We start from the raw sequence: 23,178 nt of genomic DNA, 5'->3' as shown, positions 1-23,178 counted from the left end.
GGCGGTTTTTTTGTGTGCTCAAAAAGATGATGACTGGCTAGCTAGAAGGCCATTTATAAATCAATACTTTTAGGCAGATGTATATCGATACGAAGTTTTGGCAGGTCTTGTAAGTACTCAGTTAGTAATGGCAAAGTATCAGCATGCCAGTCTAAAGGCAGGGTAACTACTGTATTGCTTTCATTGGATACGATATCACGTGGTCTGCCTGAGATAAGTGGCCGCGCAAGCAATGCAACTCTGCGTATGCCTTGGTAACGTATAAGCGGCATTATTTGCTGTTGCAAATCAATCAAGGCAGCAGTCAGCCAACGTGTGCGTGCTGGATGGTAAGGATGGTTTGATATCACAAGGTTGGCAATATAATTTGGCTGGTTACCGTTACTACTGATACCAAGTCCGACTTGCTCACGTGTACGCTTATTGATTAAGCAGCTACCAACATTCAGACTACCATCGCGGCACGCACGATGATAGTGACTATAATTATCAGGAAATAGAGTTTTAGCTCGTGTGAGTACAGGATCTAAAACGACACCAGCATTGTTGACAGGTAAAACAAGCAACTGTGCATTGCTATTTAAAATAGAGGCATGTGTGAGTTGTAAAATCGCCATCGTAAGCCTCTCTATAACCAAATCAAGTATACGGTTATTGAATCGTCGCTTTATTAGAGTCGTTTGCTTCTAACTGAGCAATTTGCTGTTCGAGTAGCGCAATTTGTTCTGCCTTCATATCAGTCAATTGCTTATTCATAGCCACTTGTTCAGCTGCTAACTTTTCTTGTTCGGCTAGTCGCTGACGCTCATCTTCTAAACGATCAATCTCTTCTTTCGCCAAGCTATCATTTTCTGGTAGAGGCGCATCTAATATAGCAGTAGGATTTGGTATCGCGGTCCTGTCATTATTGGCTGCTCCGGAGTTTTCATCCATGAGCACACCATCGTTAATCACAGAGTCATCTGTTATATCAGATATATTGTCTGTTGTTGACTCTGTCGGCGTTTGCTCAGTTACTGGTGCTGAAGTAGCAGTGTTAGCAGGTAAAGTAGATTCTGTGTCAGAGTTACCCAAAATTAAATAGCCGATGGCAATAATCAGCAGTACTAAAATAAATATTGTCCAAATTTTCCGGCGTGTTTTAGACGCTTTTTTCTTGGAAGCGTGAGTGGGTAAAGGACGAATGTTTTCTCGTTTCATATTATGATCGATTCATGTCAAGAATATAAGTAGCCATACTATAGCAAACTCAAAATAAAAAGCCTATCTATTGATAGATAGGCTTAATAGACCATTAAATAATAAAGTATTTAATCTGTTTTTAAGTATGAAAACTAAATTACTAAGACTTAAATTTCACGGTACCACTAGTGCCAGTCGCCATCGCATCACGTGCCATTTGATCTTCTAAATGGTTCTTGGCGCTAATGGCATCAGGATCGGGGCGGTGCTCTGTGTGTCCGCACTGAGTACATTCAATATACTCATCTGGGGCAGGAGTCACGATATTAACTTGCACCACAGCGTCCATCTCCTGACATTTCGGACAACGTACCCCTGCTAAAAATCGGCGCTTAGGAATAGAGGACTGATAACGCATTTAAATGACCTCGCGAGTCGTTTGAGTATTTGCGGCATCAATATTTTTAACACCAGTGAAGCCGTTGTGACGTAGCAAAGCATCGATACTGGCGCTACGACCGCGGAAGTTTTCAAAGTTGGTTTTCGCTGGGAAACTGCCGCCAACAGATAAGATGGACTCACGGAATGCTTTGCCTGTCGCTGGGTTGAAAATACCGTCTTCTTCAAACTTGCTAAACGCATCAGCTGATAGCAGTTCCGCCCACTTATATGAGTAATAACCGGCAGCATAACCGCCCGCGAAGATATGACTAAAACCATTAGCAAAGCGGTTATAGTCAGGTGTTTGCATAACGGAGATATCATTACGGACAGTATTGAGCGTCTCTAAAATGCCATCGTAACTCAGTGCTGGCGTATGAGCATGAATGAGCAGGTCAAATAGGGCAAACTCAATTTGACGCAGCGTTTGCATACCACTTTGGAAATTTTTCACTGCCAGTAGTGCATCGAGCTTGTCTTTAGGTAATGGCTCGCCAGTCTCAACGTGACTGCTGATAAGAGCGATGCCTTCAGCGTCCCAAGCCCAGTTTTCCATAAACTGACTAGGAAGCTCGACCGCATCCCACTCAACGCCATTAACACCAGCGACATCGCCGACCGTCACTTGGGTTAATAAATGATGCAAGCCATGACCAAACTCGTGGAATAAGGTTAATACTTCATCATGGGTCAATAAACTAGGCTTGCCATCAAGTGCTGGCGTGAAATTACCAACCATAAAGCAGACGGGCAGCTGTTGATGGTTCTGTTCTTCGTAGCTATAGCGAGATTGAAAACCACTCATCCATGCACCGCCACGCTTACCGCTACGTGCAAATAAGTCGAAGTAGAAGCCACCGAGCAAGCGATCATCAGCATCGAATAATTGATAAAAGCTTACATCGTCATGCCAGCGAGAGACTGAGTCACTTTCTGTGTTTTTATGGCTTTGCTCTTGTACTTTAATACCGTATAGACGCTCAACGATAGTGAACAAGCCATTAATCACTTTGGGTAATGGGAAGTATGGACGAATTTCCTCTTGCGATAAGCTGAACTCACTTTGTTTTACTTTTTCAGCGATGTAGGCGCTATCCCACGGTTGTAACTCGTCAATGCCATAATCGCTAGCGTATTTCTGTAGCTGTGCCAAATCTGCTTTGGCAGCAGGGGTGGCTTGCGTTGCTAAGTCACGTAAGAATGTTTCAACTTCTAAGACGCTGTCTGCCATCTTGGTCGATAGCGATACTTCAGCATAATTTGCAAAACCAAGTAGCTTAGCTTTTTGTTCACGTAATGAGAGGATTTGACTCATATTGTTAGCGTTATTTAATGAGTTGCCTTTTGCATTGGTATGCGTATCAAACTCAGAGGCGCGTGTGACATAAGCATGATACAGCGTCTCACGCAGGTTGCGATCGTCCGCATGAGTCATGATCGCTAGATATACAGGGATATTTAAACTGGCCACATAGTAAGGAGTAGGAAGTGCATCTATATCAGCTTGGCCAAGAGCACCGCTAGCAAGCTCACGCGCCTTGTATTGCTCACCTGCATCTGCCAATAGTGCCAAACCACTCTCTGTTAAGCCCTTTAACTGAGAGTCTTCTAAAGGCAGGGCAAATGCTTGCGTTGCATCCAAGATATTGTCCGAAAAGGTTGCAGACAAGGTAGATAACTCACTTTGGATAGCGGCAAATTTTTCTTGCTCAGCTTGAGGTAACGCAACGCCTGATAACTCAAAGCTACGTAATGCCAGTTCGATTGCACGTGCACGAGCAGGCTCTAACGTAGCAAAAAAATCTGTGTCATTGACGATAGCTTGATAGCGATTAAACAATGGCTGATGTTGGCCAACTCGCGTACCGTAAGCAGATAGCTTTGGTAGCAGCTCATGGTGAACATGACGAATCTCATCGTTGCTCATCACGCTATTGAGATGCGACAAAATACCCCAACTACGATCTAATGCCAGATTAATATGGTCAAAGCTCATCACATCTGCCAAAGCTTGTTCAGCGCTTATTTTTTCAGCACTGTCGCTTTCTATCACGGTTAAAGTATCTAAAAAAGCATTGGCAGCATCAATAGCATCAATCACTTGGTTCTGTAATGTATGTGGTGCAGTGTCGGCAAAATCGACAAGGCGTAAATCTAAAGGAGAAGGTGTCATATAGGTATCCGATATCAATGAATTATTATTAATCAAAATGAGAATGAGCTAAATCTGGCTACTATTGAAATATACAGTGTGTTCTTATTTTATATATAGATTATATAAAAGATGGGTTCGTTTGGTAAAAATACAACCTAAGCACTTTTATACGATTCAAGTAATTAGGACAGCGCTAGCAATCTGAAAGTAAATATCGAAATTCTGATACTTAGATTCCACTTCTCAAGATAATTATCTGAATATGTAGTTATGCTCGCTAAGGCAGTTCTTTAACAATATAGAGTGCTCTACTTACAAAGCGCTATCATTTGCTTGCAAATTAACCCTACAGGGAGTGGGGTATAGCTGTTAGCATCAAGATAATGGAATTTAAATATTATGCATCAATGAGATGCAAGAAAAACACGGATAGAAATTTCTACACTTATAACAGTATATGAGTGAAGAAATATATAAAGTTAAAAATGAACGATAATAAAACAAGGAGCAATATATGAAAGCGACTCTTAAAAGTTTACGTGAGACTAAAGCGAATCCTGCTGTAAGTATCTTTGTTAAAACGCATCGTGAACATCCAGCTAATGAGCAAGATCCTATCGCTCTAAAAAACCAATTGAAAGTTGCCGAAGATCGTCTGACAAAAGAGTACGATAAACGCACAGCGACCACTATTCTAGATAATATTCAAAATAAAATCAGTGAGCTCAATCACAATTATAACCTTGATACATTAGCTATATTTGCTAGTACAGATGATGTGCAAGTTATCCGTATGCCAATTGATACAACGGAACGTGTTGTGATCTCAGATAGGTTTGCTACGCGTGACTTGGTTCGTGATATGGCAAGTGCGGTTCATTATTATACTGTGGTCTTAACCCGTGACAATGCTCGTTTGATCGAAGCATCTAATGACCGTGTTGTGAGAGAATTCGACAAAGATGACGATGCACAAAACAATATGGAGAACATTCAGTTCCCTGTCGAAAACAACGGACTATACACAACAGGCGACGGTGGCTCAGATCGCTCATCAAACAACGAAAGCAGTCACTTAAAAGAATTCTTTAACCAAGTTGATAAAAGCGTCCAAGAACTCTGGGGTGAGCATAAAATGCCTCTTGTTATAGTTGGTGATGCAAAAAATATTGGCTATTATAAAGAAGTCTGTGATCGTCCAGATAATATCATCGCTACAGTATCGAATGCGACCAATCTAGAAGACGGTAGTGCTCAGCATATTGTAGATAGTGTGCAAGAAGCCGTAGAAGAGTATCGCACATCGCTGCACAAAGCTGCCTTAGGTGAAATTGACAAAGCTCGCGGTGCGAATATGTTGCAGACGGATTTGCAGGAAGTATATCGCAGTGCTTTCCAAGGAGCTGGTGAGACACTTTATGTACGCCGTGGTTATATAAAGTCCGCTAAGATTGATGAGAAAGCACAAACGTTAAGCCCTGCCAATGATGCGACTACAGAAGGCATCACAGACGATGCAATCGGCGAAATCATCGAACACGTCATTCATAATGGCGGCGAAGCTGTATTTATGCCACAAGACATCATGGGTGAAGATCAACCAATAGCGCTAGTAACTCGCTACTAATCTGACGATGACACCTATACGCGATGTTCATTTATGAATCAGCCATTTATGAATTAGCCATTAATAATACATAGGTGTAATATGAGAGCATTGGTTCAATACGAGCCAGTGCTCTTTTTATGTCTGTCATTACCATCACTATGGGTGCTATCGTAGCTGAGCTATTGATCTTTACTCCATAAATAATGAGCGTACAACTAACCAAACTATGACTACCACCTCTTTTGTTTTAACCAGTTACAACATCCACAAAGGCATGTCACCGCTGAATCGCCAAGTGAAGATGCAAGGTATTGCTCAGGCGCTAGAGTCTGTGGGTTCAGACGTCTTGTGTTTGCAAGAAGTGCAAGGCCAAAACCTCAAACGCAATATGCAATACAACGAGTACCCCGATCAGTCGCAGCATGAATGGTTCGGCGAATTTTTAGATTTGCAAAACAGTTACGGTAAAAACTCCGAATACGAAAACGGCCACCACGGCAATGCAGTATTGAGCCGCTTTCCGCTAGACCCCAAACACAATGTAAATATTACGGTCAATAAACTTGAGCAGCGCGGGGTTCTGCACTGTGAGGTACAACCTGTCGGTTGGGAGATGCCAGTTGTGGTGCTGTGCGCACATTTAAACTTGTTTGAGCGTGATCGTATCAAGCAGTATCAAGCGATTAGTGATTATGTTCGAAATGAGATTGCGCCGGATCAACCGCTTATCTTGGCAGGCGATTTTAATGATTGGAAAAAGATGTCTTGTGACAAACTGGCGTTAGATCTCGGTATGATAGAAGCGTTCAAACATTGTCATGGTAAGCTGTTGCCAACCTTTCCCGCAAAACTGCCAGTACTTAGCTTGGATCGTATTTATGTGCGTAATTTGCTTGTTAAGGATGCTTGGGTACATACTGGAAAACCTTGGTCATCGCTATCAGACCATCTGCCCATTAGCGCAGAGCTGATGCTGCCTTAATATCCAACTATAATAATTCGTCTAAATGTATTATATTGGCAATCTATCGATATATGAACAATTGTCTTTATTGATCATATTATCGATTAACCATGTTTTCGATTGAAAGTGCTCTTAACAACACAACGTTTCAAGAGAATAAATAATAAGTACAGCCTAATAAACAAAATATAAGGATATTCTACGATGGCAACAGCGTCTACTACCGATAATAATCAACAAGCTAAACACAACATACCTAAGACACAGCACGCCGTACTCATACGCGAGTTCGGTGAGCCTGAAGTAATGAAATACCAAGATGGTGCTGATGTTCCTGAGCTACAGGACGACCAAGTACTGGTAAAAATTGCCTATGCTGGAATTAACCCTGTCGATTATAAAACTCGCCAAGGTAAAGGCTGGGGTGCAGAGAACATCCGTAAAGACAAGTTTGAGAATGATCAGCCAGCTATTTTAGGATTTGATGTATCGGGCGAAGTAGTCAGCAGTAATAGCGATGAGTTTGCTATCGACGACAGAGTAGCGGCCTTGACTTTTACCGGTGGCGGCTATGCGCAATATGTGGCAGTAGATGCCAAGTTGCTTGCAAAAGTACCAGATAATGTCACCTTAGAGCAGGCAGGTGCTTTGCCTTGTATCGGACAAACGGCACTACAATTCGTAGATTTTGCTGATATAAAAACAGGCGAGCATGTGGTGATTAATGCACCAGCAGGCGGTGTCGGTCATTTATTAATCCAACTGCTCATGAATAAGGTAGCGCAAGATAACATCAAGGTGACGGTAATTTGCTCACCAGAAAAGTACGCCAAGCTTGATGAGTTAATAGACGTATCTAAGCTGGCGGGTTGGATAGATTATACCAAAGATGAAGCGTTTCCTGACCTGCAAGCTGACGTGCTACTTGATTTAGTCGGTAATGATGCAGGTGTCCGCGCGCTTAGCGTTCTCAAGACAGGTGCTCGAGTAAATGTGTTGCCAACTATCTGGGTTGATAAGCTCAAAGAAGCCGGTCAGCAAAAAGACTTAGTAGTAGCAGGTTACAAAGCGCAGCGTAGTGGTCAAGATATGGCGCGTGTTTTACAGGAAGTGGCTGATGGCAAGCTGACTTTAAAAATTCAAAAAACCTATCCACTCTCAGAAGTCGTTGCAGCACACCACGAGCTACAAAAAGGCGATGCTTTTGGTAAGATTGTCTTAGCGGCAGCGGAGTGAATGTCAAGATTTTCCAAGTATTAGGTAGTGTTTGGTAGGATTTATTAGTAAAGGGATGTCTGTTGAAACCCAGTAAACTTAACTGATGACTTAACAAATCATACAAAAGTTTTATTTTGGACAACAGAACGTCCCTGTAGTCTTTGCTTATTTATCATAGGATAGAAAGCGAACGATACTAATAAAGGGAATAATATGACTATCAACAATAAGACTATCAATAAAAAAATAGATGACCAGGTTGCTTATGAATCCAAAGTCCGTGCAGAGATAGAAGCATGGAAGAACCCTGATAAAGGAATTTTGGATAAGACGCTCGCAGTGCTTAGTACCCCTGTGGTAGCCGCCGGTGATGCGTTGATGGAAGCTCCACAATTTGGCGATTCTCTAAAAAAAGCAACTGAAGAAACGATTACTGCTTTGAGTGATGCAGCCAATTGGACATTAGATACTCAAGACGTTATCGATAGCTATCAAGAGGAAGCAGATATTAACGATTCCTCTATCAAAACGCTTGGCGACATTAAACGTCTACCCATTGCGGTTGTAGATAAACAAGTTAAGCTTTTTAAAAGTAAATATGTAGCGCTAACCAGTGCGCAAGGGGTGACTACAGGGGTTGTAGGCTGGGCAGGTATCCCTGCTGATGTCGTTGGGCTTATTACAGCCAATCTACGTGCGATTGGAGAATATGCAACGTACTATGGCTTTGATATCAATAATGAAGGCGAACAACTATTTGCGATGTCTTTGTTGGCTGTAGCAACTTCTGCCTCTGTTGAGGAACGTAAAGCAGCGTTAGATGACACTCAGGCGATGATTAAAGATCCAGAAACTCAAGCATTCAATCAGATTAACGAAGAAGTCATGTCTCGTGTACTGCGTCAAACAGCGACTAAAGTAGCCACTAACATCGTTAAGACAAAAGCGGCGCAAATTATTCCAGCGGTGGGTGCAGTAGTCGCAGGTGGTGTTAATGCTAGCTACACTGCCAATGTCTGTGAAGCTGCTTACCAGTGTTACCGTGAGCGTTTTTTGGACCGTCTCGCATAAGAATTAGATGACTCGTTAAGTCAGCGATAGTATCAAGATGTAAGCATATGCCGAAACGTTAGACTGATTCGCCCAGCATCCACCGTCTTCGTCTTAGTAATCGTATGCTTCCAAAAGGTCTGTGTGTCACCATGCATCACAACGAGCTGACCAGACTCAAGATAAAGTTCAACTTTGTCTTGAGTTTTTTTATGCTTAAAAACAAATTTGCGTGTAGCACCAAGCGATAAGGAGGCGATGACTGGTTGCTGACCGAGTTCTTTTTCGTCATCGGCATGATAGCCCATACCATCAACGCCAGAAGGATAGTAATTAAGCAGGCAGGTATTAAAATTGGCAATGACACCAATCTCTGCTAAAGCTTGCTCGATTTTCTGTTTCACGTGAAACAATATATCTGACCATGGAACAGTTTGCCGCACGTGTCCTGAGTATTGATAGTCTGCATCTGTATCTCCCATCCAGACAATTTTCCGAGTGGTTATATGGGTCTTACCAAATAACGTCACGATGTCTGGCTGCCAAGGTAACTCATTTAGTAGAGTATTATAAAGGGTAGTAGCATCGTCGATAATCACACCTAAATCATTCACCTTACCATCATAGGGCAGTAAATTATCGGTGGGTGCAGGAGCAAAGAGGTCAGTCATAATTTAGTCGTTGTAAATCCTTATTTGCTGCTTTGATAGTGCTCGTTGATAATTTGAGCGCATAGTTCAGGCGCTTCCATTGGCAATAGATGACCGTAATCTGACAGCGAAATAAGACTGCTATCTGGGACAAAATTTTTCCATTGCTTTCGTACTTTATCATTGATGAATAGGGTAGGCTTGCCTGTAATCAACGTGTAGGGACAGCGTAGTTTTTTAAGGGCGGCATCGATATGAGGTGCGCCAAAATAATTGGCCAGCTCTTGTTCTGGTGCAAACATAAGCGTATAGCTACCATCTGTATTTTTGCTCAGGCTTTGTTCAGCAAATACTTGCAAGTGCTCATCGCTAATACGCTTATAAGCACGCTGCGCACGTAGGCTCTCGTAATAACTATGGGTACTTGGCCAAGTAGATTGCTTAGTTAACGTGCTTTTGAAAGGCTCGCGGCTCAGTAGGATAGAGCGTGGCAAAAGGTTATATAAGGTGGCTTGGTGTTTGGTAAATGTGACAGGCTCGATCAGGTACAACTGCGAAAACAACTCTGGACGTTGGGCAGCTGCCATTGCTGTAGCCGTAGCCCCTTGCGAATGACCAATACCTACGACAGGCTTATCTTGGGTCTTTTCTAAAAACTCAATCAGCATATCAGCATCTTGCTCGCGCGTAAGGCGTTGGCTTTGCGGCTTGTCATACCAATAGCCCCGTAGGGCAAGTGAGCTGATATCAAATTCAGTGGCTAGCTTACTTAATAGCGGTGTATAAGTGCCAACAGTAAAACTATTGCCACTATAAAAATGTGCTGGCGCGCGGGGAGTAGAGCTTGAATCTAGCGGCTGATTAAACTGGCTAAGGTCATAGTAGCGTGCCTGTTTTCCGCCAAGATTAATGCGGTTTGTGAATGCTTCCATGAAATAAACACTTCCTTGTGACTTATTTTGAGTGATTTTTTTGCAGTTTGTTTTCTTATGACTGAGCTGACTTAATGAATCCTAGTTGTCTTCACCTAAGAAGCCACCGCTTTGACGTTGCCACAGTCGAGCGTAGACACCATTCAATGCCAATAGTTCATCATGACTACCTTGCTCGATGATACGGCCTTGATGCATAACGACCAGTCTATCCAATGCGGCAATAGTAGACAGGCGGTGGGCGATAGCAATAACGGTCTTGCCAGTCATGATGTCATTTAAGCTTTCGGTAATGGCATATTCAATCTCAGAATCTAGCGCACTGGTCGCTTCATCCAAAAGTAAAATCGGCGCATTTTTTAGCATAACACGTGAGATAGCGATACGCTGACGTTGACCGCCAGATAGTTTGACTCCGCGTTCACCCACTTGGGTATCAAGTCCTGTATTGCCTTTATCATCGTACAGATCTTTGATGAAATCCCATGCTTGGGCTTGTTTTGCTGCAAACATAATCTCCGCGTCAGTAGCATCAGGACGACCATAGGCGATGTTTTCACGCACGGTACGATGTAGCAGCGACGTATCTTGAGTCACCATACCAATTTGTTGACGCAATGATTCTTGCGTGACCGCATCAATAGCTTGTCCATCAATAAGGATTTTACCGCTATCGACATCAAAAAAGCGCAGTAGCAAATTAACCAAGGTCGATTTACCAGCACCTGAACGCCCAACCAAACCAATCTTTTCACCCGGCTTAATATCTAAGTGGAAGTTGTCCAACAGTTTGATATATGAGTTAGGAGCGCGCTTAGCGATGCTGGTACTACCAACAGTCTCGCCAGTTTGTCCATTGTCTTCTTCGTCATTCTCATAACTGAAGTCGACATGGTCAAATACGATACGCCCGTCCGTGACGGCCAGCGCTGGCGCGTCAGGTTTATCAATAATTGTCTGCGGTGCTGACAACGTACGCATACCATCTTGAACTGTACCGATACTCTCAAACAAACTGGCCGTCTGCCACATAATCCAACGCGTCAAACCATTTAGACGCAATGCCATAGCGGTCGCAGCAGCAATGGCACCAACACCAACTGCGCCTTGTTGCCACAAGTACAATCCAATACCTGCGGTACTACTGACCAAGATCACGCTGATAAGATGGGTCGATACTTCTAAATAGCTGACCCAGCGCATCTGCGCATGTACCGTACCCAGGAATTGTCCCATAGCGTTTTTGGCGTAGCCCAACTCACGACGCGAATGGCTAAATAGCTTTACGGTCATGATATTGGCATAAGCGTCCGTAATTCGTCCTGTCATTAAGGCACGGGCATCCGCTTGCACAATCGCTGTCTCTTTGAGCTTAGGGATAAAGTACCAAATGGTGATAGCAACTAAGACCAGCCAAATAACAAAAGGAATGAGTAGTAAGCTGTCTAAATTAAACAAAATCACCCCTGAGGTGATAAAGTAGACAGAGACATACATAAACATATCGGTGACGGTCATCACAGTATCGCGTACTGCTAGCGCTGTCTGCATTACCTTAGCTGAGACGCGACCCGAAAACTCGTCCTGATAAAACTGCATGGATTGCCCAAGCATGCGCTGATGAAAACGCCAGCGCATCTGCATGGGAAACACGCCTTGCAAGGTCTGAAAGTGGATAAACGATGACAAGGCAATCCACAGTGGGCTAACTATCATGACAGCGAGCATGATAAGCAGCATATCGCCTTTTTCTACCCATAAGTTTTGCGGTGTATAAACGCCCAACCAATCGACGATATTACCTATCCAAGCAAACAGCATGGCCTCGTAAATACCGATACCAGCGGACAAAATCATAAAGATTAGTAGCCAGCCGCGTAGGCCATTGGTACATGCCCACAAAAACTTCAGCATGCCATCGCGAGGTGATGGCAATGGCATAGGGGTGTCTGGAAAGGCGGGTAGGCGGTTTTCAAAAAAGCGAAATAAAGCATTCATAGGCAGTAATAAAACATCAATAGCAGTACGTCAAGATGAACGAGAGGACTCGTTATCTAGAATCTTTACTTTTGTGATTGGGATTAGGTGCTATTTTAGCAAAATTACTAATCATACCTGCATGCTAATTGTAATTTGCTTAAGAATAGCTATGTTTTGAAAGCTTCAGTCACAACCATAATAAATAGATTGCTGTAGAAAACATATTTTGTTACATTCCACATCCAAACTTATTCATAGTTTAAATATTGCTTTTATAATTATGATTTTGTTGCAAATATCAGCTGATTAGCAAGTATTTTATTTAATGGTTTTTATAAATATATGAACAGTAATAACTCAACATTGAAGTTCAAAAGGTAGCAGTGAATGATGTATTTAATAATAGCGGTGCTATGTAGCGTCGCCGTCTCAGTACTTTTGAAAATATTGCGCCAGAAAAATATAGATATTCGTCAGACCATCGTAGCAGGCTATCCCGTGGCTTTTTTACTGACTTGGGTGTTACTAAAACCTGATATAGGGGCCATACATGCGCTTGATAGCGCTTGGAGCATCATCATTGCGCTTGGAGTGCTATTACCTGCCGTATTTATCATTTTGGGACGAGCTATTGAAGCGGTGGGGATGGTAGCAACCGACGCCTCTCAGCGCTTATCACTTATCATTCCTATCGTAGCGGCTTTTTTGCTATTCGGTGAGGTGCTGACTGGTACACGTATACTTGGACTGGCGTTAGGTTTTCTGGCATTAGGTGCGCTTGTCTATCGACCACAGCATAACGATATTACTCGGCAAGCAAAGCAGACGCCACTATGGTTATTCGGGGTATGGGCAGGCTACGGCATTATTGATATTTTGTTCAAACAAGTGGCCAAACAAGGGGCGGCCTTTCCGTTGACTCTATTGGTTAGCTTCGGGGTAGCAGGTGTATTGCTTTTAGTCTATTTACTGGTCACACGGGTACGTTGGCAAAAACAAGCGCTTATGACAGGCTTGCTGCTCGGTACATTAAACATGGGCAATATTTATGCCTATGTACGAGCACACCAAGTGCTGCATGACTCTCCCAGTATTGTTTTCACTGGTATGAATGTCGGTGTTATTGCCGTAGCGACATTGATTGGCGTAGGTGTGTTTAAAGAGCAGCTGAACCGTATCAACATAATAGGATTAGTATTGGCAGTCTGCTGTGTAGGGGTGCTATTTTTGGCGTAAAGCGCACTGTCCAAAAGTATTGGTTTCATGATTTTTTAGCTATATTGTCACGTATCCTATATAGGCATACAAATCATCCTATGATAAGGTTATCTACAAATAACACGGCTTGTATGGAATAAAAAAGCTTAGTTTATGATATTTAATTTAACCAATAAAAATAGGATGCAAGCTCAATGGAATACGATAAGCAATTACAGCGTATAAAAAACGGTTCAGGTTTTATTGCTGCGCTTGATCAAAGTGGCGGCAGCACGCCAAAAGCGTTAGAGACTTATGGTGTCAACAGCGACGACTATGATAATGATGAGGCCATGTTTGATTTGGTTCATGAAATGCGTGCTCGTATCATGACATGTGACTGTTTTGATAGTGAGCGTGTACTTGGCGCAATTTTGTTTGAAGACACCATGGAGCGCGAAGTCAACGGTAAGTCGACGGCTAATTACCTATGGGAAGATAAAAATATCGTACCATTTTTGAAGGTAGATAAAGGTCTGGCTGAGCAAATGAGCGGCGTACAAGTTATGAAGCCAATCCCGAATCTAGATCTATTATTGGATAAAGCAAAAAACTATCCTGTATTCGGTACTAAAATGCGCTCAGTCATCTATGAGCCAAACGTTGATGGTATCGAGCTTGTTGTACAGCAGCAGTTTGATGTGGCTAAGCAAATTATTTCAAAAGGTTTGATGCCTATCGTCGAGCCAGAGGTTAATATTGATAGCACTCAAAAGCATGAGTGTGAGCTACTGCTAAAGGCAGATATCTTGCGCAATCTGGAACGCTTAAGTGAAAAACATCAAGTGATGCTCAAGCTGACCCTGCCAGAAGAAGCAGGGTTTTATCAGGAGCTGATTGACCATCCTAAAGTGCTCAAAGTAGTGGCGTTATCTGGTGGCTATAGTCGTAGCGATGCTTGTACCAAGCTCAAACAAAACCCAGGTATGATTGCAAGCTTCTCGCGTGCTTTTACCGAAGGCTTGAGTAAGCAACAAAGCGATAGCGAGTTTGCTGAAACCATTAATGCCTCAATTGAAGAGATTTATGAAGCGTCAAAAGCGTAAACGTAGTAAATAAAACTTCGCACATAAATCATGAGTAAATAAGCCAAAAAAAGCCCTACTAGATAAGTGTAAAAATACTTAAATAGTAGGGCTTTTCTTATTTTAAAAGTATCGGTTATTAACCCTACACCTCTTTATATAACTGGCGTCCTTCGTTGTTATATTTTTTAGTCATCTCCGCCATGCCTTGGCGAATTTCCTCAGCAGTGGCTTCACCAACTTGTCCGACAAGCTCTGTATCTACCTCTTTGATTAGGTGACCAGCATCGGTTAAGTCGCCTGTTTGCGGCGTTACTTTTTGGTTAGCGGCATCTTTATCCAGCCCTGCTGCATATTCACGCACGTTTTGAGTGATTTTCATTGAACAAAACTTAGGGCCACACATGGAGCAAAAGTGTGCCGATTTGTGTGCGTCTTTTGGCAACGTCTCATCATGATATTCGCGTGCCGTATCAGGGTCGAGCGCAAGATTGAACTGATCATCCCAGCGGAATTCAAAACGTGCTTTAGATAGTGCATTGTCACGTGCCTGTGCTCCTGGATGACCCTTAGCAAGGTCAGCAGCGTGTGCAGCGATTTTATAAGTAATAATGCCGTCTTTAACATCTTTTTTGTTCGGTAGGCCTAAGTGTTCTTTTGGCGTGACATAGCACAGCATCGCTGTACCAAACCATCCAATCATTGCAGCTCCGATGGCGCTAGTGATGTGGTCATAACCTGGGGCGATATCTGTCGTTAATGGCCCTAAAGTATAGAAAGGCGCGTCAGCACATAGCTCAAGCTGCAAGTCCATGTTTTCTTTGATGCGGTTCATCGCGACGTGTCCAGGGCCTTCAATCATCACCTGTACATCGTGCTCCCATGCGACTTTGGTCAATTCACCAAGCGTACGTAGCTCACCGAACTGCGCTTCATCATTGGCATCTTGCAAGCAGCCAGGGCGTAGGCCATCACCTAGACTAAATGCTACATCGTACTGTTTCATAATCTCGCAGATGTCTTCAAAATGCGTATATAAAAAGCTTTCCTTGTGATGGGCTAGACACCACTGCGCCATGATAGAGCCGCCGCGTGAGACGATACCTGTCAGACGTTTTGCGGTGAGCGGCACATAGCGTAATAGCACGCCAGCGTGAATAGTAAAGTAATCGACGCCTTGCTCTGCTTGCTCGATCAACGTATCACGGAATATCTCCCATGTTAGGTCTTCAGCAACGCCATCGACCTTTTCTAATGCTTGATAAATCGGTACCGTACCAATCGGCACAGGAGAGTTACGGATTAGCCATTCACGGGTTTCATGAATATGATTACCCGTTGATAAATCCATAATGGTATCCGCACCCCAACGTGTTGCCCACGTCATTTTGGACACTTCTTCATCGATAGATGAACCTAACGCTGAGTTACCGATATTAGCATTGATTTTCACCAAGAAATTGCGCCCGATGATCATCGGCTCAGATTCAGGGTGGTTGATGTTGTTTGGAATAATTGCACGTCCCGCCGCCACTTCATCACGAACAAATTCAGGGGTGATGATTTGAGGCGTATTGGCACCGAAGCTCTCGCCATCATGTTGACGCATATCGGTCAGTTCATGCTGCTTTTGCGTTTCGCGTATGGCGATATATTCCATCTCAGGCGTGATGATACCACGGCGCGCGTAGTACATTTGCGTGACGTTCTGTCCTGCTTTGGCGCGACGCGGTTTATCAATATGAGCAAATCTAAGGTTAGCAGTGCTGATGTCGCGAGCACGTGCTTGTCCATATGAGCTAGATAGGCCGCTTAACTGCTCAGTATCATCGCGTTCTGCGATCCAGTTCTCACGCAATTTTGGCAATCCACGTGTGAGGTCGATATTGACATTAGGGTCGGTATATACACCTGAGGTGTCATACACATAAAACGGCGGATTATGCTCACCGTCTTTATCTCCAGTGCCACCCACAGGCGTATCAGCCAAGCTGATTTCACGCATCGGTACTTGGATGTCAGGTCTTGAGCCTTCGATATAGACTTTTCTTGAGGCAGGTAAAATACGGTGTAAGTCGCGCGCATCTTCTTCGAAACGGGCATCACTTGCGGCACGGTGGGCAGGGGTTTTTAACGCATCTGCTTTTTTATCTGCTTTGACGTTGGTCGTGTCAGCAGCATTAGAAGCAAGCGTTGAGTTGTCGGCTGGGTTATGCGTTTGGGCTTTCGGTGCAATTGAGGTGGTATCTGCAGTAGTCATATGCTGTCCTAGCGTGTTGGTTTTTGAATAAAATCAACACCGCCAGTATCTGCGGGGGTAGGCATCCATCATCTAGACAAATTTATATCATGAACCCACAACTTCGATCAAAAAATATCGTCGCGTATGGTGCTCATCAAATATTGGACGCAGCTTTATATCCTCTCTTCTTATCCGGTTATGCATCACGCATATTAAGACAGTAGTGATGATAAAAATGTATTTCTACGCGTCCTTTGTCATAAATAACAAAGTGCTTAAGACTTCCCTGCGTCGGTACTAACCGCATCAGGTTCGGCGGGTGATCTCTCAGCGAATGTATCAAGGCGACTACTTTAATAAAGCAAGTTTAGTAAAGTGAGCCAAAAATACACCGCACCCCGAGTCTGTCAGTGTTGTAAATCAGCCTTCATACTAACAAAATTCTGTACCAACGGCTAATAGTATTTGGATACAAATATTCTGTGTCACACATACTATTCAATATTTTCGTGAATAATTTTTTTGAGTGTTAATAGATGAGGGTGCTTAGTATTACTAGGTTGTAGACAAATTATTCAAATATTATGTAAAGCGAATGAAGGATTCTAGAAGTTGTCATTAAACTGTCATAAAGATTTGGCAAGATAACACGCATATCACAAGCAATGCTTTTTTATACCGTTGTTAAACTTCAGGAGTCCTACATGCGTTATTCGTTATTAGCAGTGGCCGTCAGTTGTACATTAATGCTTACGGCGTGTAATAAGTCAACAGATACGGCGGAGCCAACTGCTGATACTAGCAGTAGCGCTGTGACAACAGCTGAAACAACCTCTCAGACAGCATCTTCTGCTACGTCAGATTTTAAATCTGCTGAAAATATCGCTATGAATATTACAGGTGCAGGAGCGTCGTTCCCGCAGCCTATCTATGCGAAATGGTCATATGACTACAACGCTGCGACCGGCGGCCAAGTCAACTATCAGTCGATTGGCTCATCTGGTGGTATCAAACAAATTCAGTCGAAAACAGTAGATTTTGGTGCTTCTGATGCCCCAATGACGCCTGAAGAGTTAGACGAAGCAGGTTTGATCCAGTTCCCAACAGTCATCGGTGGTGTTGTACCAATCGTCAACATTGATGGTGTTGAGCCTGGTGCATTGAAACTAGACGGCACAACGTTGGCTGATATCTATTTGGGTAAAATAAGTAACTGGAATGACCCTGCGATTAAGGCGATGAACCCAGATTTGACCTTGCCAGATGCCCCAATCACAACAGTATTCCGCTCAGATGGTTCAGGTACGACTTTCAACTTTACTGACTATCTTGCCAAGGTTTCACCAGACTGGAAAGACACCGTTGGCGTTGATAAAACCGTCAAATGGCCGACTTCTGCTACTGGTGCAGGCGGTAAAGGTAATGAAGGCGTTTCAAGCTACGTGAACCGCATGAAAAACTCTATCGGTTATGTTGAGTATGCTTACGCTAAGCAAAATAAGATGTCACATACTGCGCTGAAAAACGCAGCTGGTAACATCGTACAGCCATCTGCTGAGACGTTTGCTGCCGCAGGTGATATCGACTGGTCACAACAAGAAGGCTTTTATAAAGTCATCACCAACTCTGAAACTGACCAAGCATGGCCTATCGCTGCTGCTACCTTTATCTTGGTACATAAGCAACCAGAAAATCCTCAGCAAGTCGCTGGCGTGTTGAACTTCTTTGACTGGGCTTATACCCAAGGTGATGACAGCGCCATGGAACTAGACTACGTACCATTCTCTGATACGGCAGTGGCCTTGTTCAAAGAGAAGTGGAACGAAGTAAAAGGTAGTGATGGACAGCCTGTCTACAAGCCAGCTCAGTAATTTGTTTCTGCTAAATACTATTTAGCAACTGACAAGTTATCCTCTCGAATAACTATTCTCCGGTAGTTGTTTGAGAGGTTTTAACACAGCAAGTTTGATGAATACATCTCGATAAATATGCTTACTCATACCGTTTAAGTTTGTTGTGTTAAAACCTGAGATACATCTTTTTAATATTTCGATTCATCCCATTTAATGCTGAGACACTTATGACAGACTTAAGGTCCCAACTGGCTAAACAAAAACGTTACGACGCTTTATTTGTGAACTCTACCAAAGCGTTTGCCATACTCGTCCTCCTATCTTTAGGGGGCATTTTGGTGTCTCTAATTGTTGGAGCATGGCCGAGTATTCAAGAGTTTGGTTTGGGATTTTATACCAGCAATAACTGGGATACAGTCGCCAATGAATACGGGGCATTAGCGCCTATTTACGGTACCTTAGTCACCTCATTTATCGCTATTATTATCGCGGTTCCAGTCAGTTTCGGTATTGCGATATTTTTAACCGAGATGTGCCCTAAGTTCCTCAAAAAGCCACTTGGTATCGCCATTGAGTTGTTGGCTGGTATCCCATCTATCATTTATGGCATGTGGGGATTGTTCGTATTTGCGCCATTTTTTGGTGATCACATTCAGCCATGGTTCATTGAACACGTCGGTCCTTTGCCTATTATCGGTAAGCTGTTTGCAGGTGCGCCTATGGGACTGGGTATGTTTACCGCTTCCCTAGTACTTGCCATTATGATCATACCGTTTATCGCTGCCACCATGCGTGATGTTTTCTCTGTCGTACCAGATTTACTGAAAGAGTCAGCATATGGCATGGGCGCGACGACTTGGGAAGTTATGTTCAAGATTATCCTGCCTTATACCAAAGCTGGTGTCGTTGGTGGCGTAATTTTGGGTCTTGGTCGTGCATTGGGTGAGACGATGGCAGTTACTTTCTTGATTGGTAATGCGTTTAATATCAGTCCAAGCCTATTCACTTCTGGTGTGACAATTACCTCGGCCTTGGCCAATGAGTTTGCTGAAGCGTCAAGTGAGCTGCATCTAGCGTCTTTACTACATCTAGGCTTAATCTTATTTGTCATCACCTTCATTGTGCTGTCTTTAGCAAAACTGATGCTCATGCGCATGGATCACAAAGCAGGTAATCGATAGGTCTGTTACCGATTTATTGAACCTTGATAGATATTGATAAAAGATATGGGAAATAAATATTATGCCTGCTAACAATGCGATCAATGCACCACTACCTACTAAGCCAAACGGCGCTACCCGCTATAATCAAAGCCTGTATAACAAGCGTCGTTTGACCAACAAGTTAGGTCTAGGCTTTGCCATGTCAGCGATGGTTTTTGGCTTGTTTTGGTTGTCATGGATTTTGGTGACTTTGTTTGTTGAAGGCTTCCAAGGCATGGTGCAGCTACCAATCTTTACCGCTGATACGCCTCCACCAATGAGTGCGGGCGGCTTACGTAATGCTATCGTTGGTTCGGTCATGTTGGCGTTTTCAGGCTTGTTTATCGGTGCACCTATTGGCCTTATGACAGGTATTTACTTATCTGAGTTTTCTAAAGGCAGTATGCTGGGCAAGGTCACACGCTTTTTAAATGATATTCTATTGTCAGCGCCATCGATTGTCATCGGTCTATTTATCTATGCACTGATGGTAAAAGGTCAAAGTTTCTCTGGTTGGGCGGGCGCGTTGGCATTGGCATTGATTGTTATTCCAGTGGTCGTGCGTACGACAGAAAATATGCTGAATCTGGTACCTAATAGTCTACGCGAAGCAGCTTACGCGCTAGGTACTCCTAAGTGGAAACTGGTCACTCAGGTAACTGTGAAAGCTGCGCGCGCGGGACTGACTACAGGTGTGCTATTGGCTTTTGCTCGAATCACTGGTGAGACAGCACCGTTACTATTTACCGCACTTAACAATCAATACTTCAGTACAGATATGGGTCAGCCTATTGCTAACTTACCCAACACCATTTACCAGTTTGCGATGAGTCCTTATGACAACTGGCATACATTGGCTTGGGCGGCAGCACTACTTATCACCGCGTCTGTCCTAGTGTTGAATATTTTGGCAAGATTTATCGGTGGTAGAGGTCAGCCCAAATAAGGGCTGAGAGCAGACCAGACTGTAGTACGCTACACGCTAAGCATTTACTTAAACTTATATGAAATTAATTGAGCTAGGTTGAAATATTATGAATGATGTCCTAAGCAACGTCCGTACGAACACGACTGCTGACAACTTTAATACGGCAACAGGCAGCCTATTAAATAGACCCATGTCTACTAGCGCCCAAGCACAGCAACCAAACACTGCTGATTTTAATAAGCAAACGATTCAAGATATTCCTAAGAACATGCCTGCTGCAAAAATGGAAGTTCGAGATCTAAACTTCTATTACGATGACTTTCAGGCATTAAAAAACATCAATATCGATATCGCCGATAAAAAAGTGACCGCTTTTATTGGTCCTTCAGGTTGTGGTAAGTCTACGCTACTACGTACCTTTAACCGCATGTACGATCTATATCCAGGTATGCGTGCAGAAGGCAGCATCAATCTAGATGGCAAAAACATCTTGGGTAAAGACATCGATGTGAACTTACTGCGTGCACAAGTTGGTATGGTTTTTCAGAAGCCAACGCCATTCCCGATGTCAATCTATGACAATGTCGCTTTTGGTGTACGACTGTACGAAAAATTAAGCAAAGACGAGCTGGATCATCGCGTCGAGTGGGCACTGAAAAAATCAGCACTATGGCCAGAAGTGAAAGACAAGCTAAAAGCATCAGGGTTGTCGTTATCAGGTGGCCAGCAGCAGCGTCTGTGTATCGCCCGTAGTGTGGCGACCAAGCCTGAAGTACTGTTGCTTGATGAGCCGACATCAGCACTGGATCCTATCTCGACGGGTGCTATCGAAGATTTGATCGAAGATCTGAAAAATGACTACACCATCGCTATCGTCACTCACAATATGCAGCAAGCAGCACGCGTATCTGACTACACTGTCTATATGTATTTGGGTGATATGATTGAGATGGGTGAGACCGATCAGATATTTACCAAACCTACCCAAACCGCGACAGAAGACTATATTACAGGTCGTTATGGCTAACATTGATTGAGATTGGAATCGGTACAAGCAGACAAAGCTGATTAGCATGTCATAAGCCGACTTTCTAACTTCAAAAGCACACCGCGCTATTAAAATATAGATTCTAGGGAATACCTCTCATGCAAAGTGATAAGCATATCTCCAAAAGTTTTGACCAAGATCTTGATGAAGCCATCCGTTTATTTTTATACATGGGTGATAGCGCGGCTAACCAAGTGGCCAAAGCCATTCACGCTCTTATCGATAAAGACGAAACACTGGCGCAAGAAGTCATCGATATGGACTTCGATATCAATCGAATGGAAGTCGAGCTCGACGAGCACATTTTATTATTGGTCGCCAAGCGCCAGCCAGCAGCCAGTGATTTGCGCTTAGTCATGTCGATTAGTAAAGGTGTGGTTGATTTGGAACGTATCGGCGATGAAGCAGTAAAAATTGCGCGAATGGCTAGCAAAATAGCGGCAGAAGGTAAATCAGCATACGGCTATGCTGAAGTTCAGCATCTGAGCAATCAAGTTCGTCTGATGCTAAACAACTCGCTAGAAGCTTTTAGTCAATCGAATGCGGAGCAAGCGTTTGAAGTGATGCGTAATGATAGCGTGGTCAATACCGAATATCAGTCAGCCATTCGTGCTTTGATGACCTATATTATGGAAGACTCGCGCCACGTATCAAAAGTCATCAATATCATGTGGATATTACGATCGCTTGAGCGTATCGGTGACCATGCACAAAATGTCGCAGAGCTAGTGATTAACTATATCAGTGGACAAGACGTACGTCATTCAGACTATGCGATGGTCGAAAAAGCGGTGCAAGAAGCCAATGACCGATTGGCTGCTCGTCAAGTTAGTACATTGCCAGCCAATGAGCTTGAAACGTCAGATAGTGATGAAGGCTGATAGGAAAGACATTGATTTTCATCTTATAATAAAAAACGCGCTATAGTAAGCGCGTTTTTTTATAACTACTAAATGTACCTAGTAGAAGGTAAGTAAATTCTAACTTTCTGGTGTCCAACCTTGTGCGCGCTCATAGTCTTCGTTGTCTAAGAACTTATCACGCTGCTCTGTTAAAAACTTTTTAGCAGCAGGATCCATCATGCTTAGATGATTCTCATTAATAAGCATCGTTTGATGCTCAAGCCATTCTTTCCACGCCTTTTCCGATACGGTCTCTTGCAGCTCTTGACCTTTTTTATTAGGGAAGGGTGGATGCGGCATCTTTGGCAAATCTTGCTTATATTTACGGCAAAACACAGTATTTGCTTGAGGGTTAAAAGTTTCAGTCATAAGGCATTCCTTATTCATTATATTAAGTGATTAAGTCAAATATCATATGAGTCTATGATAACGGTCTTGGTAGATTTAGCAAAGGGTACTAATGTATATCGTTAGACCTCTATCTATTTGTTATAAAGCCTTTAGTAGTTGTTGTATGACAAGTACTAACTATGTTTGACC

At 43.2% G+C, this 23,178-nt stretch carries 20 protein-coding genes and 1 riboswitch; of the genes, 11 read left to right on the top strand and 9 right to left on the bottom strand.

Annotated elements, in window-relative coordinates:
• Positions 1 to 53 precede the first annotated feature (53 nt).
• The 4 genes from V6252_RS07920 to V6252_RS07905 all read right to left on the bottom strand — a co-directional run bounded on the left by V6252_RS07920 (position 54) and on the right by V6252_RS07905 (position 3,796).
• Positions 54 to 617, bottom strand: coding sequence for a hypothetical protein (locus V6252_RS07920; RefSeq protein ID WP_341610001.1), 564 nt, complete (start codon positions 615 to 617; stop codon positions 54 to 56).
• A gap of 34 nt (positions 618 to 651) precedes the next feature.
• Positions 652 to 1,200, bottom strand: a complete 549-nt coding sequence (locus tag V6252_RS07915; protein ID WP_341610000.1) for a hypothetical protein — start codon at positions 1,198 to 1,200, stop codon at positions 652 to 654.
• Positions 1,201 to 1,342: 142 nt separating this feature from the next.
• Complete coding sequence (locus V6252_RS07910) at positions 1,343 to 1,600, bottom strand: YheV family putative metal-binding protein (RefSeq protein ID WP_341609999.1); 258 nt, start codon at positions 1,598 to 1,600, stop codon at positions 1,343 to 1,345.
• Positions 1,601 to 3,796, bottom strand: coding sequence for a M3 family metallopeptidase (locus V6252_RS07905; protein ID WP_341609998.1), 2,196 nt, complete (start codon positions 3,794 to 3,796; stop codon positions 1,601 to 1,603).
• Between the two features lie 496 nt (positions 3,797 to 4,292).
• On the opposite strand from V6252_RS07905, the gene V6252_RS07900 reads away from it, so the two are divergent.
• The 4 genes from V6252_RS07900 (at position 4,293) to V6252_RS07885 (ending at position 8,640) form a co-directional block, all read left to right on the top strand.
• Positions 4,293 to 5,405, top strand: coding sequence for a hypothetical protein (locus tag V6252_RS07900; protein ID WP_341609997.1), 1,113 nt, complete (start codon positions 4,293 to 4,295; stop codon positions 5,403 to 5,405).
• Between the two features lie 208 nt (positions 5,406 to 5,613).
• Positions 5,614 to 6,369, top strand: coding sequence for an endonuclease/exonuclease/phosphatase family protein (locus V6252_RS07895; RefSeq protein WP_341609996.1), 756 nt, complete (start codon positions 5,614 to 5,616; stop codon positions 6,367 to 6,369).
• A gap of 186 nt (positions 6,370 to 6,555) precedes the next feature.
• On the top strand, positions 6,556 to 7,587 hold the full coding sequence (locus V6252_RS07890; RefSeq protein WP_341609995.1) for an NADP-dependent oxidoreductase: 1,032 nt from the start codon (positions 6,556 to 6,558) through the stop codon (positions 7,585 to 7,587).
• Between the two features lie 195 nt (positions 7,588 to 7,782).
• Positions 7,783 to 8,640, top strand: coding sequence for an EcsC family protein (locus V6252_RS07885; protein WP_341609994.1), 858 nt, complete (start codon positions 7,783 to 7,785; stop codon positions 8,638 to 8,640).
• 32 nt (positions 8,641 to 8,672) lie between these two features.
• Here the strand turns inward: V6252_RS07885 and V6252_RS07880 are convergent, their stop codons facing one another.
• The 3 genes from V6252_RS07880 to V6252_RS07870 form a co-directional block, all read right to left on the bottom strand.
• Positions 8,673 to 9,290, bottom strand: a complete 618-nt coding sequence (locus V6252_RS07880; protein WP_341609993.1) for an alpha-ketoglutarate-dependent dioxygenase AlkB — start codon at positions 9,288 to 9,290, stop codon at positions 8,673 to 8,675.
• Positions 9,291 to 9,310: 20 nt separating this feature from the next.
• On the bottom strand, positions 9,311 to 10,201 hold the full coding sequence (locus tag V6252_RS07875; protein ID WP_341609992.1) for an alpha/beta hydrolase: 891 nt from the start codon (positions 10,199 to 10,201) through the stop codon (positions 9,311 to 9,313).
• Between the two features lie 81 nt (positions 10,202 to 10,282).
• Positions 10,283 to 12,199 carry an ABC transporter ATP-binding protein gene (locus V6252_RS07870; RefSeq protein ID WP_341609991.1) on the bottom strand — a complete coding sequence of 639 codons (1,917 nt, stop codon included), beginning with the start codon at positions 12,197 to 12,199 and terminating at the stop codon, positions 10,283 to 10,285.
• A 369-nt stretch (positions 12,200 to 12,568) separates the two neighbouring features.
• On the opposite strand from V6252_RS07870, the gene V6252_RS07865 reads away from it, so the two are divergent.
• Together V6252_RS07865 and V6252_RS07860 are read left to right on the top strand one after the other, a co-directional pair.
• Positions 12,569 to 13,417 (top strand): EamA/RhaT family transporter, encoded by an 849-nt coding sequence (locus V6252_RS07865; RefSeq protein ID WP_341609990.1) that lies wholly within the window; start codon positions 12,569 to 12,571, stop codon positions 13,415 to 13,417.
• A gap of 176 nt (positions 13,418 to 13,593) precedes the next feature.
• Positions 13,594 to 14,484 carry a fructose bisphosphate aldolase gene (locus V6252_RS07860; RefSeq protein ID WP_341609989.1) on the top strand — a complete coding sequence of 297 codons (891 nt, stop codon included), beginning with the start codon at positions 13,594 to 13,596 and terminating at the stop codon, positions 14,482 to 14,484.
• A gap of 124 nt (positions 14,485 to 14,608) precedes the next feature.
• Here the strand turns inward: V6252_RS07860 and thiC are convergent, their stop codons facing one another.
• Entirely contained in the window at positions 14,609 to 16,723 is a 2,115-nt protein-coding gene (thiC, locus tag V6252_RS07855) for a phosphomethylpyrimidine synthase ThiC (protein WP_341609988.1), read from the bottom strand.
• 248 nt (positions 16,724 to 16,971) lie between these two features.
• A riboswitch (TPP riboswitch) is annotated at positions 16,972 to 17,116 on the bottom strand.
• Between the two features lie 293 nt (positions 17,117 to 17,409).
• On the opposite strand from thiC, the gene pstS reads away from it, so the two are divergent.
• The 5 genes from pstS to phoU all read left to right on the top strand — a co-directional run bounded on the left by pstS (position 17,410) and on the right by phoU (position 22,617).
• Positions 17,410 to 18,576 carry a phosphate ABC transporter substrate-binding protein PstS gene (gene pstS, locus V6252_RS07850; RefSeq protein ID WP_057757805.1) on the top strand — a complete coding sequence of 389 codons (1,167 nt, stop codon included), beginning with the start codon at positions 17,410 to 17,412 and terminating at the stop codon, positions 18,574 to 18,576.
• 209 nt (positions 18,577 to 18,785) lie between these two features.
• The gene (gene pstC, locus V6252_RS07845) at positions 18,786 to 19,739 is read left to right on the top strand and encodes a phosphate ABC transporter permease subunit PstC (protein WP_191114511.1); all 954 of its coding nucleotides are present in this window, start codon (positions 18,786 to 18,788) and stop codon (positions 19,737 to 19,739) included.
• Between the two features lie 61 nt (positions 19,740 to 19,800).
• A complete protein-coding gene (pstA, locus tag V6252_RS07840; RefSeq protein WP_102078265.1) occupies positions 19,801 to 20,706 on the top strand; it encodes a phosphate ABC transporter permease PstA in 906 nt (301 codons plus the stop codon).
• 172 nt (positions 20,707 to 20,878) lie between these two features.
• Entirely contained in the window at positions 20,879 to 21,715 is an 837-nt protein-coding gene (pstB, locus tag V6252_RS07835; protein WP_394124741.1) for a phosphate ABC transporter ATP-binding protein PstB, read from the top strand.
• Positions 21,716 to 21,834: 119 nt separating this feature from the next.
• On the top strand, positions 21,835 to 22,617 hold the full coding sequence (gene phoU, locus V6252_RS07830; protein ID WP_238068842.1) for a phosphate signaling complex protein PhoU: 783 nt from the start codon (positions 21,835 to 21,837) through the stop codon (positions 22,615 to 22,617).
• A gap of 99 nt (positions 22,618 to 22,716) precedes the next feature.
• Here phoU and V6252_RS07825 read toward each other — a convergent pair whose 3' ends face one another.
• Complete coding sequence (locus V6252_RS07825; RefSeq protein ID WP_057757820.1) at positions 22,717 to 23,007, bottom strand: oxidative damage protection protein; 291 nt, start codon at positions 23,005 to 23,007, stop codon at positions 22,717 to 22,719.
• Positions 23,008 to 23,178 lie beyond the last annotated feature (171 nt).

The sequence above is a fragment of the Psychrobacter proteolyticus genome (genome assembly GCF_038155145.1).
Taxonomy (GTDB): domain Bacteria; phylum Pseudomonadota; class Gammaproteobacteria; order Pseudomonadales; family Moraxellaceae; genus Psychrobacter; species Psychrobacter proteolyticus_B.
The sequence above is the reverse complement of the archived record's forward strand: the minus strand, read 5'-3'. Positions and strand labels throughout refer to the sequence as shown.